The sequence below is a fragment of the Bradyrhizobium cedriense genome, assembly GCF_054602315.1.
The window spans coordinates 411,573-429,284 of record NZ_JBTSWB010000005.1 but is presented as its reverse complement, the minus strand read 5'-3'; the positions used below and the strand labels follow the sequence as shown (position 1 = coordinate 429,284).

General features: G+C 65.9%; 13 protein-coding genes. 6 read left to right on the top strand and 7 right to left on the bottom strand.

The genetic code is table 11. The features are described from left to right. Positions 1 to 166: 166 nt before the first annotated feature. Positions 167 to 982 carry an acyl-CoA thioesterase gene (locus ACYCVF_RS23265; RefSeq protein ID WP_459600632.1) on the bottom strand — a complete coding sequence of 272 codons (816 nt, stop codon included), beginning with the start codon at positions 980 to 982 and terminating at the stop codon, positions 167 to 169. Between the two features lie 189 nt (positions 983 to 1,171). Further along, the gene (locus tag ACYCVF_RS23260) at positions 1,172 to 3,688 is read right to left on the bottom strand and encodes a glycogen/starch/alpha-glucan phosphorylase (protein WP_459600630.1); all 2,517 of its coding nucleotides are present in this window, start codon (positions 3,686 to 3,688) and stop codon (positions 1,172 to 1,174) included. A 202-nt stretch (positions 3,689 to 3,890) separates the two neighbouring features. On the opposite strand from ACYCVF_RS23260, the gene ACYCVF_RS23255 reads away from it, so the two are divergent. Further along, positions 3,891 to 4,136 carry a hypothetical protein gene (locus ACYCVF_RS23255; protein ID WP_459600628.1) on the top strand — a complete coding sequence of 82 codons (246 nt, stop codon included), beginning with the start codon at positions 3,891 to 3,893 and terminating at the stop codon, positions 4,134 to 4,136. A gap of 23 nt (positions 4,137 to 4,159) precedes the next feature. On the opposite strand, the gene ACYCVF_RS23250 is transcribed toward ACYCVF_RS23255, so the two are convergent. Beyond that, positions 4,160 to 5,023, bottom strand: coding sequence for a LysR substrate-binding domain-containing protein (locus ACYCVF_RS23250; RefSeq protein WP_459600887.1), 864 nt, complete (start codon positions 5,021 to 5,023; stop codon positions 4,160 to 4,162). A gap of 98 nt (positions 5,024 to 5,121) precedes the next feature. Between ACYCVF_RS23250 and ACYCVF_RS23245 the strand changes: the two genes are divergently transcribed. Beyond that, a complete protein-coding gene (locus ACYCVF_RS23245; protein ID WP_459600626.1) occupies positions 5,122 to 6,033 on the top strand; it encodes a DMT family transporter in 912 nt (303 codons plus the stop codon). Between the two features lie 167 nt (positions 6,034 to 6,200). On the opposite strand, the gene ACYCVF_RS23240 is transcribed toward ACYCVF_RS23245, so the two are convergent. The 3 genes from ACYCVF_RS23240 to ACYCVF_RS23230 form a co-directional block, all read right to left on the bottom strand. Beyond that, entirely contained in the window at positions 6,201 to 6,971 is a 771-nt protein-coding gene (locus ACYCVF_RS23240; protein ID WP_459600624.1) for a TIGR02186 family protein, read from the bottom strand. Next, complete coding sequence (locus ACYCVF_RS23235; RefSeq protein ID WP_459600622.1) at positions 6,968 to 7,885, bottom strand: sulfite exporter TauE/SafE family protein; 918 nt, start codon at positions 7,883 to 7,885, stop codon at positions 6,968 to 6,970. Before ACYCVF_RS23235 ends, ACYCVF_RS23240 begins: the two co-directional genes overlap by 4 nt. A 344-nt stretch (positions 7,886 to 8,229) precedes the next feature. Beyond that, positions 8,230 to 11,655, bottom strand: coding sequence for a tetratricopeptide repeat protein (locus ACYCVF_RS23230; protein ID WP_459600620.1), 3,426 nt, complete (start codon positions 11,653 to 11,655; stop codon positions 8,230 to 8,232). Between the two features lie 573 nt (positions 11,656 to 12,228). Here ACYCVF_RS23230 and cax point away from each other — a divergent pair. After that, positions 12,229 to 13,329 carry a calcium/proton exchanger gene (gene cax / locus ACYCVF_RS23225; RefSeq protein ID WP_459600885.1) on the top strand — a complete coding sequence of 367 codons (1,101 nt, stop codon included), beginning with the start codon at positions 12,229 to 12,231 and terminating at the stop codon, positions 13,327 to 13,329. 115 nt (positions 13,330 to 13,444) lie between these two features. Here cax and ACYCVF_RS23220 read toward each other — a convergent pair whose 3' ends face one another. Then, positions 13,445 to 14,032: a PadR family transcriptional regulator gene (locus ACYCVF_RS23220; RefSeq protein WP_459600619.1), complete on the bottom strand. Its 588-nt coding sequence runs from the start codon at positions 14,030 to 14,032 to the stop codon at positions 13,445 to 13,447. Between the two features lie 197 nt (positions 14,033 to 14,229). On the opposite strand from ACYCVF_RS23220, the gene ACYCVF_RS23215 reads away from it, so the two are divergent. The 3 genes from ACYCVF_RS23215 to ACYCVF_RS23205 are packed head-to-tail and all read left to right on the top strand — an operon-like array spanning position 14,230 to position 17,709. Then, on the top strand, positions 14,230 to 14,613 hold the full coding sequence (locus ACYCVF_RS23215; RefSeq protein ID WP_459600617.1) for a nuclear transport factor 2 family protein: 384 nt from the start codon (positions 14,230 to 14,232) through the stop codon (positions 14,611 to 14,613). A gap of 39 nt (positions 14,614 to 14,652) precedes the next feature. Further along, the gene (locus ACYCVF_RS23210; RefSeq protein WP_459600615.1) at positions 14,653 to 16,443 is read left to right on the top strand and encodes an acyl-CoA dehydrogenase C-terminal domain-containing protein; all 1,791 of its coding nucleotides are present in this window, start codon (positions 14,653 to 14,655) and stop codon (positions 16,441 to 16,443) included. Positions 16,444 to 16,500: 57 nt separating this feature from the next. Continuing rightward, the gene (locus ACYCVF_RS23205) at positions 16,501 to 17,709 is read left to right on the top strand and encodes an acetyl-CoA C-acetyltransferase (RefSeq protein ID WP_459600613.1); all 1,209 of its coding nucleotides are present in this window, start codon (positions 16,501 to 16,503) and stop codon (positions 17,707 to 17,709) included. Positions 17,710 to 17,712 lie beyond the last annotated feature (3 nt).

Below are 17,712 nucleotides of genomic sequence, written 5' to 3'. Positions count from 1 at the left end.
TCGCGCTCTGTCTTCAATACAAAAGGGCGGCCGCGAGGCCGCCCTTTTTGTTTGTCGCGATATCTCTCCACCGTCGTTGCGAGCACAGCGAAGCAATCCAGAATCCCTCCGCGGAGACAGTCTGGATTGCTTCGCTGCGCTCGCAATGACGAGTTTGTGGAAGCATCTACGCCTTGAAATACGCGATCTGCGTCGAGGTCGCGAGCAGGCGTCCGTTCGGCGACCACAGCTCGGCGTTCTGGTCGGCGTAGCTCTTGTGCATGATCTTCGAATCGGCCGTCGTGAGCACGCGCGTGATGTCCTCGGAGGCGAGTTCGTCGCTGTCGGTGTGGAAATACGTCGTCAGCGACACCGTGCCGAACGGCACCAGTTCGCGCCTCGCATGGAAGATGCGGCCGAAGAAGGCATCCGACATCGACGTCAGCGACAGCATGTCGAGCTTGCGCGGCGTGCGATCGCTGATCCAGATTTTCGAATAGGTGCTGGCGAGCTCGGCCTGCGGCGGGCCGATCCGCATCTCGCCCTCGATGAAGCGGAATTCGTACTGATTGGCCCAGGACGCCGAGATTTTCGGGAACGGCATCGTCTCTTCGAACGGCTTTGCTTCAGGATATTGCGCCACCCGGTGCTCCCAGGACGGCCGCCGCTCGGCGAATACCGCGGTGGCGAGCGTTGCGACCTCGCCGCCGCCCTGGCTGAGTTCGACACTCCAATGCTGGCTGGAGCGATTGGCCTTCACCAGGCGCACGTCGAGATCGAACGGCCCCTTGGCGATCGGCGCGCAGTAGTTGACGGTGAGGGCGAGCGGATCGCCGGCGCGTTGGGGATGCTCGATCAGCGCACGCAAAATGGTCGCGGCCGTCGCACCGCCGAACGGGCCGACAAAGGCCCAGTAATCGTCGCTGGTGTGCCCCTGCCAGCTGGAGTCGCCGGCGGTGACGCGGGTGGCGTCGTCGAAGGGATGCGGGAGCTTGGCGTGCATTTTCGTTTTCCGTCTGTCATTCCGGGGCGATGCGACGGGACCGCGTAGCGGCCCGGAGCCTCGAACCCGGAAGCTCGAGATTCCGGGTTCGGCTCTGCGAGCCGCCCCGGAATGACGGTCGTCATATCACAGTCATTGCTTCGCTGTGCAATTACCTATGGCGTAACGCCGATTTCACGCCGCGGAAAATCAGCCCGCGGCGTCACGCAGGTTCGGCAGCAGCGGCGTGGTCGGGTTGACCGGCACGTTCCAGATTTCCTCGGCATATTCGCGGATGGTGCGGTCCGAGGAGAACCACGCCATGCGCGCGACGTTGAGGATGGAGGCGCGGGTCCATGCCGGCGCCACCTGCCACCGGGCGTCGACCGCGCGCTGCGCCTCGTAATAGGAATCGAAATCGGCGCTGACCATGTAGTGGTCGAGATAGCGCAGCGCGTGCGCGATGGATTCGAAGCGGCCGGGATCGCCGGGCGAGAACTCGCCGGCGCCGATCGCATTGATGGCACGCTGCAGCTTCGGCGAATTGCGGATCACGTCTGAGGCGTCCAGCCCCTGCTTGCGGCGGATCATCACGTCGCCGGCCTCCATGCCGAAGATCGCGATGTTCTCTGCGCCGACATGGTCGCGGATCTCGATATTGGCACCGTCGAGCGTGCCGATGGTGATGGCCCCGTTGAGCGCCAGCTTCATGTTGCCGGTGCCGGAGGCCTCCATGCCCGCGGTGGAGATCTGCTCGGACAAATCGGCTGCGGGAATGATCACCTCGGCGAGGCTGACATTGTAGTCGGGCAGGAAGACGACCTTGAGCTTGCCGCCGATCGCGGGATCGTTGTTGACGACCTCCGCGACGTCGTTGATCAGCTTGATGATGAGCTTGGCATAGCGGTAGCTCGCCGCAGCCTTGCCGGCGAAGATCTTCACCCGCGGCACCCAATTGCCGTTGGGATCGTCCTTGATCGCCTGGTACAGCGCGACCGTCTCGATGACGTTGAGCAGCTGGCGCTTGTATTCGTGGATGCGCTTGATCTGCACGTCGAACAGCGCGCTCGGGTCGACCTTGATGCCGAGCCGCTCGCCGATCAGGCGCGCCAGCGCCGTCTTGTTGTGGTGCTTGACGCTGCGGAATTTCTTCTGGAATTCGACGTCGCTGGCGCGCGCCTCGATCAGGCTGAGCTGGGTGGGGTCGTCGAGCACGGCATCGCCGCAGGTCTCGCGCAGCAGGTCGGTCAGCTTCGGGTTCGCCAGCATCAGCCAGCGGCGGAAGGTGATGCCGTTGGTCTTGTTGGTGATGCGGCCGGGATAGAGATGGTTGAGATCGTGGAACACGGTCTCGCGCATCAGGTCGGAATGCATCGCCGAGACGCCGTTGATGCGGTGCGAGCCGACGAAGGCGAGCTGGCCCATGCGCACCCGGCGGCCGCTCTTCTCGTCGATCAGCGAGACCGAGGCACGGAAGTCGATGTCGCCGGGGCAGCGCGCTTCGGCAAGCGCCAGATGCTGCACGTTGATGCGGTAGATGATCTCCAGATGCCGCGGCAACAGCCGCTCGAACAGCTCGACCGGCCATGTCTCGAGCGCTTCGGGCAGCAGCGTGTGGTTGGTGTAGGAGAGCGTGGCGACCGTGATCTTCCAGGCCTCGTCCCAGCGGAAATTGTGGAGGTCGATGAGAATGCGCATCAGCTCGGTGACGGCAAGGCTCGGATGGGTGTCGTTGAGCTGCACCGCGACCTTCCCGGCGAGGCTGCGCAGCTGGCCGTCGGAGGCGAGGTGCCGTTTCACCAGGTCCTGGAGCGAGGCCGAGACGAAGAAATATTCCTGGCGCAGCCGCAGCTCGCGGCCCGCCGGGCTCTCGTCGTTCGGATAGAGGAACTTGCAGATCGCCTCGGCGCGCGACTGCTCGGCGCTGGCGCTGACATAATCGCCCTTGTTGAAGGCGTCGAGCTTCAACGGATCGGGCGAGCGCGCCGACCACAGCCGCAGCGCATTGACGTGCTGGCCGCGCCAGCCGACGATCGGCGTGTCATAGGCGATCGCCTGCACGGTCTCGCCGGGATGCCAGATCGCGCGGTCACGGCCCTTGTCGTCGACATGCTCGACGCCGCCGCCGAAATTGATGTCGTAGATCACCTCGGGCCGCTGCAACTCCCAGGGGTTGCCGAAGCCCAGCCATTCGTCGGGATATTCCTGCTGCCAGCCCTGATTGATGATCTGGCGGAACAGGCCGTAATCGTAGCGGATGCCGTAGCCGATCGCGGGGATCGACAGCGTCGCCATGCTTTCCATGAAGCAGGCGGCGAGCCGCCCGAGGCCGCCATTGCCCAGCGCGGCGTCCGGCTCGCATTTGCGCAGCTCCGGCAGCGAGACGCCGAGATCGCCGAGCGCGACCTCGAAGATCTTGAGGAGGCCCATGTTGTTGAGCGCGTCGGTGAAGAGACGGCCGATCAGGAATTCGAGCGAGAGATAATAGACCCGCTTGCGCCCCGTGTCGTAGCTGTGCTTCTCGGCCGTGAGCCAGCGATGCACGATGCGGTCGCGCAGCGCCAGCGCCGCGGCCTGGTACCAGTCGTGCTTCGTCGCCATGCCGGCATCCTTGCCGATGGCAAGGCGCAGCTTCGCGAGAATCGCGCCCTTGATCTCGGCCAGCGCGAGTTCGTCGATGGGCTGACCGGGGGCCGGAGAACCGGGTTGGAACGATGTATCCTGCAAAGCCGTCACTTCCTAGGTCGAAAGAACTCTACCAACTTACGCGTCCTGCCCTTGCACCGGAACTGTCGTCCGTGCGGTCGTGCACTGCGCTGACGCAAATTTATGCAAGGAACGGGCCGAGTTGGGTACCCGGACGAGCACGGAGAAACCGGGATTCGGTGCTAGATTACGGAAGATTCAGCCATCAGTGTGGAGAAGTCCCATGAGACTGCTGACGCGACTGCGGATCGAAATCGCCATCGCGGCCCTGCTCGTCGTCTGCACCGGCGCCACGACCGCGGCCATCGCCGCCGGCAAGTCCGGCCGCAGCGCCGATGGTCTCAGCTGCGGCTTCACGGCACCACCGAATGCGTCGCCCGCAGCTCGCTGCGCTGCGATCAAGCGCCAATGCGGCGGCAAATTCTACGCAAATGCGTGCGGCGACAAATTGATGTCCGCAGCGAATTGAGAGCCGCCGGAGGTCCGGCGAGCTCAAGCCGCCTTCGCCTGCACCGCATCGCAAAACTCCGCGAGACGATCCGCGAGCCGCAGCGTTGCGGCGCTTGCATCCGGCGAGGCCATCAGTGCGAGCTCGGTCTTGTTGATCGGCGCAAAGCCCTCCTTCGCCGTCAGCACGCGGTGGTCGGACTGGATCGACATCTCCGACAGGATGCTCAGCCCCATGCCGGCGGCGACCGCGGCCTGGATGCCGGCGAGACTCGATGACGTGTAGGCGGTGTGCCAGGCGCGGCCCGCACTTTCCAGCGCGTGGATGGCCCCGGCGCGATAGATACAGCCGAGCGGAAAGCCGATCAGCGGCACCGACGGCACGTTGACGTCGACCGGATGGCTCTTGCTGGTGACCCAGTGTACCCGCTCCGGCCACACCGCGATGGCGTCCTTGGCGCCGGCCTCGCGCTTGTAGAGCGCAAGATCGAGCTCGCCGCGCTCGAGATCGCGGGCGAGATGCTTGCTCTGGTCGGCACGCACGTCGAGCCGCAAGCCCGGATGGGAGCGCGAGAACGCACCCAGCAGTTTCGCCAGCCGATAAGCCGCGAAGTCCTCGGGAATGCCGAGCCGGATCGCGCCTTCGCCATCAGGCTGGCGCAACACGTCGCGCGCCTCCTCGGCGAGCGAGAGCAGCCGCCGCGCATAGGAGAGCAGCCGCTCGCCGGCTTCGGTCGGACGCACCTCCTTGCCATCGCGGTGCAGCAGAACCTGGCCAACGTCCTCTTCCAGCCGCTTGATCTGCTGGCTCACGGTCGACTGCGTGCGGTGGACGCGCACGCCGGCGCGGGTGAAGCCGCCGGCCTCGACCACCGAAACGAAGCTGCGCAGGAGCTCCAGATCGAGCATTGCCGCCTCCATCGAAAAATCCACTGACGATGAGTTAATCATTTAATTTCCAAATGACAAGCGGCGTCCTTAGATCGAGCGCTCAGGAGAATGCAGTCATGTCGCTCGCCCCCTCGCTTCCCGCGCCTCGCAGCCGCTTCAACACGCTGCCGCTCGCCATCGGCCTGTTCTGCCTGCTCTGGAGCTACGCCTTCGTCGCCGGCAAGATCGGCGTCACCCATTGCCCACCGCTCATCCTGCTCGCCGCGCGCTTCTCGCTCGCCGGCATTTTGATTCTTGGCGCCACCCTGATCCGCGGCGAGGGCTGGTCGTTGTCCTGGCGCGATGCTACCGTCTTCGCGGTGCTCGGCATCGCCAACAATGCGCTCTATCTCGGGCTCGGCTACACCGGCCTGCAATCGGTCTCCGCCGGTCTCGGCGGCCTGATCGTGTCGGCCAATCCGGTGTTCACAGCGGCGCTCGCGGCGATCCTGCTCGGCGAAGACATGACCTGGCGCAAGGCGAGCGGTCTCCTCCTCGGCGTCATCGGCGTGACGGCGATCGTCTGGCACCGCCTCTCGGTCGGCAGCGATTCCCTGCACGGTATCCTTTTCACGCTGGCCTCGCTGGCTTCGCTCGTCGCCGGCACCATCCTGTTCAAGCTGCTCGCGCCGAAGGGGAGTCTCTGGATCGGCAACGGCGTGCAGAACCTCGCCGCCGGAATCGTGCTTGCGCCGGTCGCGCTCACATTCGCCGATATCCACGCGATCGACACTACGCCGAACCTGATCGGCGCCTTCGCCTTCCTCGTGCTCGGCGGCTCGATCCTCGCTTATTGGCTCTGGTTTCACCTGTTGAAAGTGTGCGGCGCCACCGCCGCCAGCGCCTATCATTTCCTGATGCCGCCGCTGGGCATGCTGTTCGCGTTCCTCGTGCTCGGCGAGCACGTCGAGGCCCGCGACCTGCTCGGCATCATTCCGGTCGCGCTCGGCATCTATCTGGTGACGCGGCCGGCCAAGGCGGCGGCCTGAGGACGTCGCCACAATCTCAACTGTCATGCCCCGGCTTGACCGGGGCATCCAGTACGCCGCGGCGGTTGTAGTGAAGGCGAGCTAACCAACGAGCGTCTCTGGAATACTGGATCGCCCGGTCGAGCCGGGCGATGACGAGAGGAGAGAGTGGCGCCTGAAGTGTGTGGCTAGTCCTTCCGGAACACGATGGACGCCATCCAGCCCGTCATCAGCGCCATCGCCGCCGTGGCGAGGCCGTAGAGAAGCCCGTTCTGCCGTGCGGTGGTGGCGACGAACTGCTCGAAGCCGACCTTGACGATCTCGAACGCGGTCTCGGTCTTGCCGATGAACGCACCGTTGGCAAACAGCTTGATCTCGATCTCATAAGTCCCGATCGGCACTTCCGCCGGCAGTGGAATGCCGGTGCGGAACAAGGTCGGCGTCAGGAACGTCACCGCGCTCGGATCCTCGCGATAGAGGCCGCGCTGGGTACGCAGGCGAATGAAGGCCGAGCGGAACGCATCGTTCGGCACGACGTCGGCATAATCGCCGCTGACCCGTTGCGTCAGCAGCACGTTGTTGAGCCCGATCTGCTGCCGCCGTGCGATCTCGGGCGAGGTGATCGCATCGAAGGGTCGGTTGGCGAAGAGCGCAAGATAGCTCGGCACCTGCAGGAATTGCCGGTAGTCGGTGTTGATCCAGATGCCGAAGGTGCGCTCCTTGCGCCGTGTCACCATGTCGGCGCGGGGGCCCTTCACGGTGACGACGAGATCGTAAGCCGTGCGGTCGGCGGGCGTCGTCCCGTCCCTCTCGACCGAGCCGAACAGCACCAGTTCCTCGCCGGAATAGTCCGGCGTCACCGTGACGCGGTGGTTGGAGACCGACACGATCAGCCGCTCGGCGCGTGCAGCGCCGCCGAGCAGCAGGACGAGAACGACTGCGAGAAGGGTGCGCGTCATCCGCTCGCTCCGAGCTCGCGGATGGTGAAGAGGTCCGCAGGTTGGACCACCAGCTCGATCGCGAAGCGTACGCCGACCGAGAGGATCAGAAGGCCGAGCAGCAATCGCAGCTGTTCGCCGCGGATCTTCTGGCCGGCACGGGCGCCGAACTGCGCGCCGGTGACGCCGCCGACCATCAGGATCAGCGCCAGCACGGCGTCGACGAGGTGATTGGTCACGGCGTGCAGCATGGTCGCGAACAGCATCGTGACCAGCGTGAGCACCATCGAGGTTCCGATCACCGTCGAGGTCGGCACCCTGAGCAGGTAGATCATGATCGGGATCAGGATGAAGCCGCCGCCGATGCCCATGATCGCGCCGATGAAGCCGATCACGATGCCGACGACCACAACGGGAATCACCGACAGGTAGATCTTCGAGCGCTTGAACCGCATCTTCAGGGGCAGGCCGTGGATCCAGTTGTGCGTGCGTCGCGGCGGCGGCGCGCCGCGCCGGGTCCGCATCAACGCGTGCAGGCCCTCGGAGAACATCAGGCTGCCGACGGTGGTGAGCAGCACGACGTAGGAGAGCGCGATCATCAGGTCGAGCTGGCCGAGCGCGCGCAGCTGCGTGAAGGTCCAGACGCCGAGCGCCGTGCCGGTCACGCCGCCGCAGAGCAGGACGCTTGCCAGCGCCGGATCGATCGCGCGCCGCCGCCAATAGGAGAGCGCACCGGAAAAGGACGAGGCGGCGATGTGGCTCGCGACGGAGGCGACCGCGACCGCCGGCGTGATGCCGATGAAGATCAGCAGCGGCGTCATCAGGAAGCCGCCGCCGATTCCGAACATGCCGGACACGAAGCCGACCGCGGCGCCCATCGCCAGCACGAGCAAGACGTTGACCGGGAGATCGGCGATCGGAAGGTAGAGCTGCATCGTGGGACCACGCTCCGGCGAGACGGATTGACTGGCGCGGAATGCTCGCGGGAAGCTCGGAACGATTGCCGCGTCCCTCAATAGCGGAATTTGGCGCGGGAGGGACCGGGAATTTCGCGCGTGGTGAATGAGCGCGTTGAGAGCGTGCGATAACAGCGGTGCGCTCCCTCCCCCGCTTGCGGGGGAGGGCTGGGGAGAGGGTTGTCTCCGCAGTGGGACTCTCCCAGAGGAGAGAACCCCCACCCGCCGCGCTTCGTGCGTCGACCTCCCCCGCAAGCGGGTCGCAAGCGGGAGAGGTGCACCGAGCGCGCGGCGCGTCCTGCCTGCCTAAGAGCTGTTCGCGTCTAATGCGCCGCCGAGGCCGAGCGTTTCGTCGCGACAGCCTTTGGCGCCGGCTTTGCGTTTGCCTGCGGTGCGGTGTCCCAGCCGCCGGCGGGCGCCGCGACATTGACTGCATCGTCAGGCTGCGGCTCGGCGCTGAAAGTCTGGATCGCGAGCTTGGCGGCGGCGAGCGATTGCGGGTCGAGGCGCTTGGCGACGTCGTCACGCTTGCCGGCCGCATCTGCATCGCCCTGCGCGGCCGCCAGGCTGAACCATTTGTAGGATTCGGCGAGGTTCTGCTCGACGCCGATGCCGCGGGCATAGAGGATGCCGAGGTTGAACTGGCTGTCGGCGACGCCGCGATCGGCCGCCTTGCGGAACCACTGCGCCGCGCTCTTGTAATTGGCGCCGCGGCCGCCGCCGTCGGCGTCGAGCACCGCGAGATTGTGCATCGCCTTGGCGTTGCCGCGCTCGGCGGCCTGGGTGTAGTAGCGACGGGCGATGTCGGCGTCCTTCTTCACGCCAAGGCCCTTCTCGTAGAGCGTGCCGAGGCGGAAGGTCGCAGGGATGACGCCGGCCTGCGCCGCGCGGTCGTACCATTTGGCGGCTTCGTCGTAGTTGGTGGCGACGCCCTTTCCTTCCGCAAAGCGCATGCCGATCTCGTAGGCCGCCGTCGCATCGCCCTTCATCGCGGCGGTGCGCAGGGCCGGGCCGCCGATGCCGTCAGGCAGTCTCTCGCTCGGCGGCACCTGGACCAGGCCGAGCTTCGCGCGGCTCGTGCCCGACAGTGCGCCGGTGACGTCGCTGGAGGCCTGCGGCGGGGCCGCGGCAGGCGCGGGCGGGATTTCGACCGAGGCCGAGTTCGCCGGATTGGCGGCGGGTGCCGGCGCGGCATTGTTCTGGGATTGCCGTCCGATCGGCGTCGGCGACGTCATCGACGGTGTGATCTGTTCGGGCGTGGCGGGCTTGGTCTCGACCGGGGGCGGCGGAGCCAGCGGTGCCGGCTCGCTCGACGTATTGTCCATCGCCTGCGGCGCCGGCGGGTTGCCGCCATCGAGCAGGTTCATCGCCATCTTGAAGGTGCCGAGCACGATCACGACAACGCTCGCACCGACCAGCAGCGAGCGGATCTTCGAGGTGATGGTCGAACCGCCGTCCTTGCCCTTGTCCTTGGAGCGATCGGCCCCGGCCTTGGCAGCGCGGCCAGTCTTCTCCGGCTGCGCGGCAGCGGCCTGCGCGGCGCGGCGCGCCGCGGCGATGAAGCTCGAGGACGAGACCGGCTCTTTCGGCGGAGTCGGAATTTCGCTGATTGCGCTCTCGGAGGCGGCGATCCGCTCCGACGGCGTCGCGATGCGTCCGCCCGGCCGTGTGCCCGGCTCGAGCGGATGATCCGGCGGCAATTCCGGCGCGAGTGCTGCGCGCGCGGGAGCGGTGTGCGGCTCCAGGATCTCGCTGATCGCACGCGGCGGCAGAGGGGGCGTGACTTGCGGCACCGGCGGCGGTGAGGCGGGGGCGGCTGCGTGGAATTCTCGCGGCGCGGCGACGAAGGCGGCTTGCGCGCCCTGTGCGGCAGCGGGATTGGGCAGCTCAGGCTTCGGATCGTGTTTCGGCGGCTGCTGGCGCGGCTCGCGTGCCATCGCCCCGGGCTCCATCGGAGCGGCCATTGCCATTGGCATCGGCATCGGCTGCGGGGCAGGGGCCGGCGGCACGGTGCGCACCGCGCGCAGATCGCCCTCGATCAAGGAGAGGCGATCGACGACGTGGCCGAGCGCGCTGTGGACGGCCTCGAGCGAGTCCTGGGTGTGCCGGTTGGTCTCGGCCTGGCTGAAGCGGATGTCGGAGAGCTCGCGCTTGACGAGATCGACCATGCCGGAATCAGGAGGCGGCGCCGAATTGCGGCTCTCCGCCAGCGCGGCATAGGTCGCCTGCTGTCGCTCGAGGTGCCGCAGGATGTCGTGCAGCCCATCCTCGACGCGGCTCAAATTGCCGTTGCGGGGATCGGAGGCGGCTTCGATCCGTTCCAGCAGATAGGAGACGCGCTGTTCGAGATGCGCGAAGGTCGAGGCGGAATCGTTGCCCACCTGCATGCGGTCGAACCGGTCCGACAGCGCGCGGATCGCGGCTTCGAGGTGCTCGGTGCTCTCGGACGGCTGAGGCCGCTCGCGGGTTTCCAGCGCGGCGGTGAGCGCGGCGATGCGCTGCTCCAGCACCGCGAAGCTGTCGCTCTGGCCGGACGCGCGGGTGACCTGGTCGACCTTGGACGACAGGAGCTGTACGTCTTCGGAAAGCCGCGCCAGCGCTTCGTTGGAAGCGACGTTGGAGACGATGGCGCGTAGCGCCGAGATCGCGCCTTCGAGCTGCTGCACGGTCGAGGGATCGTCATTGGCGCGCAGGATCAGGTCGAGCTTGGCGCCGAGATTGCGGATCGCCTCGTCATAGCCGGTGAGCTGCTCCGCGGGCGTCAGCGTGCGCAGCACCTGCTTGATGTCGGACAGTGCGCGCTCGATGCCTGACAGGACCTGCCCGTCGGTGCCGTTGGAGCGCGTCTCGTCGATCCGGCGGTGCAGCGAGCGGATTTCGTTCTCGATCGATTCGATCGCGCGCCGCGGCATCGCCTCGGTGATGGCGGCGCGGATTTCGGCGAGCTCGCTGCGGAACGTCGCGATCGCCTGCTCGGTATTGTCGGGACGCTGGAGCGACTCGATCTGGCTCGTGATCTTGAGCAGATGGCGTTCGAGAGACGAAAAATCCGGCCCGGGCTGCGGTGGCGGCGGCGCGTAGGCAGGCGCGGGCGGCGCCATCGGGGGCGCGACGGGACCGGGCGCAATCGGCGGCGCGGCACGCGGCGGCATCTGACGCGGCGCGAAGCCGTCGAGCTCGCTCTGGCGCGCCGTGATCTCGGCGACCGCGACGTCGAACGAAGCCGGGCTCAGGGGCGGTGAGCTGCGATAGACCTGCGCTGCCGCGCGCTCGACGGCATCGGCCTGGCGCTGGCGTGTGTCGACCGGTGACGGCGGCGGCCGCTGGATCTGAGGCTGCTGCGGCTTCGAGATCTGCGACAGCCGTGCATCGAGCCGCGAGATCGCGTCGTTGAGCTGGCGCGCGACGCCGTGCTCGCGCGAGACGTCTTGTTGTCGTGAAGGGTCCTGGCGCTGCGCGGGCTTGGAAATCCGTTCGATCTGCTGGGTGATCGCGTCGAGCCGCTGGTGGATGTCGGCGACTTCGCGGCTCTCCTGACCAGGTCCTCGACCAAGTTCCTGGCTCGGCCCTTGCGGCATGTGCTGCGGACGCTGCTCGTAAGCTCCGCGGAAGTTCGGCGGGGCGGTCTCGCCGAGCGTGGAGTTCAGCCAATCGTTGAGCGTCATGCCGGCTCTGCGCGCAGCAGCTTCGGCCCGCTCCCGCACGGATGGATCGATGCCGTCAACACTCCACGATACGCGCGAATTCATGACTCTGTCCGGTTCCGACTCCGGCGCCTCACCCGACGCCTCCAGTCTCCCCACGCGTGCCGGTTGCAAGACAATCGAATTCGGCGCGGGTCGTCTGCCTCGAAAACCGACTTTTTCCTGTTACGGTAAATAACGGGTTAAGGAACGCGTCGCCGCTGTCTTAAAATTGGGCGGCAGGCCGGCTCCCGGACACGCTCCCTCCCCGCCTGCGGGGCAGGGGTGGGAGAGGGGCTTTCCGCCGTCGATAATCCCCAATCATTTTGGCGGCGGCCTGAGCGTGCGCCTCGTCCTTCGAGACGGCGCTTACGCGCCTCCTCAGGATGAGGCTAATCGGCGTCAGTGCCCGCTGAAACTGTTGCCGCACACTGCGCAATCGCGGGTGTGCTGCGAACATCTGCTTCGTTCACGGCGACGACGCAGAGAGCCTCCGTCAGGCTCGCGCGGTGCCGTGCCGATGGATGCCAGGGCTGCCGATGCGCCGTGGCGAGGTCTTGGCGAATGTTGAGCCAGATCAACGCCTGTCCCGCGCCGGACCGGACTTTGGGCCAACGCACTCGGTCCGGGGCAGGCATCATGCAACCTTTGCTGAAGGAAATCAGGCAGACCCCCTTGCTCTGGATGCTCGTCTTCGTGCCTGCCGTGCTGATCGCAGAGGGGGCGGTTCCGCATTCCCATACCCTGTTGTTCGTGCTGGCCGTGCTCGCCATCGTACCGCTGGCTGCTCTGCTGAGCCACGCAACCGAAGCGGTGGCTGCCAAGACCGGCGATGCCGTCGGCGGGCTGCTCAATGCGACGTTGGGTAATCTTACGGAACTGATCATTGCGATCACGGCGCTGCGCGCCGGCCAGTATACGCTCGTCAAGGCCTCGATCGCTGGCGCGATCGTGACCAACGTACTGTTCATGCTCGGAGCCTGCCTGCTGATCGGGGGGCTGCGTTATCATGTCCAGGAGTTCAACCGGTCCGGCGCGCGGCTCTATTCCGGCCTGCTGTTGATGGCGACGGTTGCGCTGCTCGCCCCGTCCGCCGTGGCCGACCTCGACCTCTCGCAGGGAGGGGCGATCATGCAGAAGCTCAGCGTCGGCATCGCCGTCTTGCTGATTGCTGCGTATGGCCTCGGCCTGTTGTTTTCGCTGAAAACCCACAAGGAGCTCTTCGCAGGCGCGGAGCATGACGAGGGCGGGGCGCATTGGCCGATTGGGCTCGCGGTCGCCACGCTGCTCGTCGTCACGGTGCTTGTCGCGGTCGTCAGCGAGATCTTTGTCGAGTCCGTCCAGAAGGCAGCGGACACGTTTGGGATGAGCCCGGCCTTTGTCGGGTTCATCATCGTCTCGCTGGTCGGTGCTGCTGCCGAGTTTGTGGTCGCCTTTTCCGCGGCTCGCAAAGATCGCCTCGACATGAGCGTCAGCATCGCGCTCGGCAGCGCGTCCCAGATCGCGCTGTTCGTGGCACCTGCTCTGGTGTTGCTCAGCTATGTCGTCGGGCCATCGCCGATGAGCCTGCAGTTCTGGCCGGGAGCGGTGACCATGGTGATGATCGCGACCGTCACGGCGAGCTTCATCACGAGCAGCGGACGATCGGCATGGTTCGTCGGCGCGCTACTCCTCTTCATCTATGCGATCTTTGCTTTGACGCTCTACGTGGTCCCACCGGCCGGCCAAAGCACGGGGTGAAGCCTTTAAGGGTGCCCGCCCCGTCGCGTCATTTCGTCGCTCTGCAACCGTCCGTCGGCTGTCGTTGCAGATGGATCTTGGCTTCGCCAGCCCGGCAGACCGATAGGTTCGCGGCCTAGCCCTTCTCGCGCTTGCCGTCCTCCAGCGGCACCACCGTGGCCTTGCCGCTCGTTGCCGACAGCGCCTCCAGCGCCTCCTCGCAGAAATCTGCCACCATCTGCTCGTGGCGCGCGCCGAGGCGGAGCAGGAGCAGATTGCCGAGGTCGAGCTTGCCCTCCGCCGTTCCGTCCGGAAAACGCTTCTTCAGGATCCGCTCGTAATTGGCGTGGCGGTCGCGGTGGTGCTCCAGGCGCGCCATCAGGTCGGTCCGCAGCGGCTCGATGTCGATGCTGTCGAGCGCGTGCAGGCGGACCAGGAGGTCGTCCTTGGTCGAGGCCGGCGTGCTTGGCCGCGCGGCCCAGTGCCGCAGCGCTGTTCTACCCTCGGGCGTAAGCGTATAAACCAGCTTGTTGGGCTTGCCCGATTGCACGACCTCGCGGCCCTGGATGTAGCCGCGGTCGCGCAGCTTGGAGAGCTCGCGGTAGATCTGCTGGTGGTCGGCCTTCCAGAAGAAGCCGATCGAGGAATCGAACGTCTTGGCGAGTTCGTAGCCCGTCATCGGACGCTCCGTCAGGCATGCGAGGATTGCGTCGCCGAGTGCCATGACCGGCCTCCCTTCTCGGACTCTGACCAACGAGCTTGACTTTATGCGCATTGGCGCATATGCGTCAATGTGCATATGAGGCGGCTTGCGGGCGGGGCCAAAACCCCACCTGAAAATCAAGCGAAATCAACCATCTGGCTACTGTGCATGGGGTTGTTTTCGCATATTTGCCCTTGCCCTAGGGAGGCACCACGAGAATGACCGGTCTCGATTCCTGGTACGCCTATATGAAGTCCCACGACAGCGCCGCGCTCTGGGACCTGCTCCACCCCGACGCCGTCTTCGAAAGCCCCGTGGTGCATTCGCCGCAGCGCGGCCGCGACATCACCTTCAAATACCTCTCCAGCGCCGAGAAGGTCCTCGGCGGTCCCGGCTTCACCTATGTCGGCGAATGGAAGAATGCGCACGGCGCCGTGCTCGAATTCAAGAACGTCATCGACGGCATCGAGATCAACGGCGTCGACATCATCAGCTTCGACAGCGAGGGACGCATCACCCATTTCAAGGTGATGGTGCGTCCGCTCAAGGCGATCAACATGCTGCACCGCCTGATGGCGGAGCAGCTCGCCGCCCAATCCTAGCGAATTCCACCACTTCAAGGCTCATGCCGGGAGAACGCCATGCCGATCTATAAAGCCCCCGTCGAAGACGTGAACTTCCTGCTCAACGACGTCTTCCAGATCGATCGTTACGACAATCTGCCGGGCTTCTCCGATGCATCGAGCGACGTGCGCGAGGCGATCCTGGGCGAAGCCGCCAAGCTCGCCGAAGAGGTGCTGCAGCCGCTCAATCGCGTCGGCGACCTCGAGGGCTGCAAGCGCGCCGATGACGGCAGCGTCACCACGCCGAAGGGTTTCAAGGAGGCGTTCAAGCAGGTCGTCGAAGGCGGCTGGCTCGGTCTCTCGGCGCCGACCGAATATGGCGGCCAGGGCCTGCCTGTGACGCTGAGCCAGGCGGTCAACGAATTCCAGATCTCCGCCAACATGGCGTTCTCGATGTATGGCGGCCTCACCATGGGCGCGACCGCGGCGCTGATCGTTCATGGAAGCCCTGAGCAGAAGAAGACCTACGTGCCGAAGATGGTCGCCGGAGAATGGACCGGCACCATGAACCTGACCGAGCCGCATTGCGGCACCGATCTCGGCATGCTCCGCACCAAGGCGGTGCGTCAGGCCGACGGCAGCTTCAAGATCACGGGCACCAAGATCTTCATCTCGGCCGGCGAGCACGATCTCGCCGACAACATCATTCACCTCGTGCTCGCCCGCATCGAGGGTGCGCCCGCCGGCATCAAGGGCGTCTCGCTCTTCGTGGTGCCGAAGTTCATGGTCAATGCCGATGGTTCGGTCGGGCAGCGCAACGGCGTCGTCTGCGGCTCGATCGAGCACAAGATGGGCATCCACGGCAATTCCACCTGCGTGATGAACTACGACAACGCCACCGGCTGGCTGATCGGCGAAGAGAACAAGGGCATGCAGGGCATGTTCGTGATGATGAACGAGGCGAGGCTCGGCGTCGCCGTGCAGGGCCTCGCCCAGTCCGAGGTCGCCTATCAGAACGCGGTCGCTTATGCCCGCGAGCGCATCCAGGGCCGCTCGCTCACCGGCGCCAAGGCGCCGGACAAGCCGGCCGATCCGATCATCGTGCATCCCGACGTGCGCCGCACGCTGCTGTCGATCCGCGCCTTCAACGAGGCTGCGCGGGCTTTCGTGATCTGGACCGCGCTGAAGAGCGACGTCGCCCACCGCTCCGAGGATCCCAAGGACCGCCAGGCCGCGGACGACCACATGGGCCTGATGACGCCGGTGCTGAAGGGCTTCCTCACCGATTACGGCTTCGCCAACGCGGTGCAGGCGCAGCAGATGTATGGCGGCCACGGCTACATCGCCGAGCAGGGCATGGAGCAGTTCGTGCGCGATGCGCGCATTGCCATGATCTATGAAGGCGCCAACGGCATCCAGGCGCTCGATCTCGTCGGCCGCAAGCTGCCGCGCGACGGCGGCCGCGCCATCATGGCCTTCTTCGGCGAGGTCATGGCATTCGCCAAGGAGAACGGCAGCGACGAGGCGATGAAGCCCTTCATCGCCCCGCTCTCGGCCTCGCTCGGCCATCTCCAGCAGGCCACCACCTGGCTGATGCAGAATGCGATGGCGAAGCCGGACAATGCGGGAGCTGCCGCAACCGACTACCTGCATCTCTTCGGCTTTGTCGCGCTGGGCTATATGTGGGCGAAGATGGCCAAGGTGACGCAGGCCAAGATTGCCGAGAGCGGGGCGACGCCCTATCTCTCGACCAAGCTCGTCACCGGCCGCTTCTTCATGGAGCGGATGCTGCCGGAGACCGCGGCCAATCTCGCGCGCATCCAGGCCGGCTGCGCCACCATCATGGAACTGCCGGCGGAAGCGTTCTGATCCGGCTTCCGTCGTCTGCTCCCAAACGAATCTGAAAAGTCACATCAGGAGGGCGTCATGCCTGAGGCATTCATCTACGACCACGTTCGCACCCCCCGCGGCCGCGGCAAGGCGGACGGTTCGCTGCACGAAGTCACGGCGCTCGCGCTCGCGACGGTGCCGCTGAAGGCGCTGAAGGACCGCAACAATCTGCCTGAGGATTCCGTCGACGACGTCATCCTGGGCGTGGTCGATCCGGTCGGTGAAGCCGGCTCCGACATCGCGCGCTTCGCGGCGCTGAAGGCAGGTCTCGGCGAAGCCGTGCCCGGCGTGCAGATCAGCCGCTTCTGCGCCTCCGGCCTCGATGCCGTGAACTTTGCGGCCGCGCAGATCATGAGCGGCCAGCATGAACTGGTGATCGGCGGCGGCGCCGAGTCCATGAGCCGCGTCGGCATCGGAGCCTCCGGAGGCGCATGGCCGATGGATCCCTCGATCGCGGTGCCGGCCTATTTCATGCCGCAAGGTATTTCGGCCGATCTGATCGCGACCAAATACGGTTTCTCGCGCGACGATGTGGATGCCTATGCGGTGCAGAGCCAGCAGCGCGCCGCGAAGTCCTGGGAGGAGGGCCGCTTCGACAAGTCGATCGTCCCGGTGAAGGACATCAATGGCCTCACCATCCTCGCCAAGGACGAGCACATGCGTCCCTCGACCACGATGCAGTCGCTGGCGCAACTGCAGCCGTCGTTCACCATGATGGCGCAGATGGGCGGCTTCGACGGCGTCGCGGTGCAGTCGCATCCGGAGATCGAGCGCGTCAACTACGTGCACCATGCCGGCAACTCCTCGGGCATCGTCGACGGCGCCGGCGCCGTGCTGCTCGGCAGCAAGGAAGCGGGCGCGAAATACGGCATGAAGCCGCGTGCGAAGATCCGGGCGTTCGCCAATATCGGCTCGGAGCCGGCGATGATGCTGACCGGGCCGGTCGACGTCACCGAAAAGCTGTTTGCGCGCTCGGGCATGAAGAAGTCCGATATCGACCTGTTCGAGCTCAACGAGGCCTTCGCCTCGGTCGTGCTGCGCTACATCCAGGCTTTCGACATCGACAACGCCAAGATCAACGTCAATGGCGGCGCGATCGCGCTCGGCCATCCGCTCGGCGCGACCGGTGCGATGATCCTCGGCACCGTGCTCGACGAGCTCGAGCGCACCAACAAGTCCACCGCCCTGGTCACGCTGTGCATCGGCGGCGGCATGGGCACCGCGACCATCATCGAGCGCGTCTAAGGG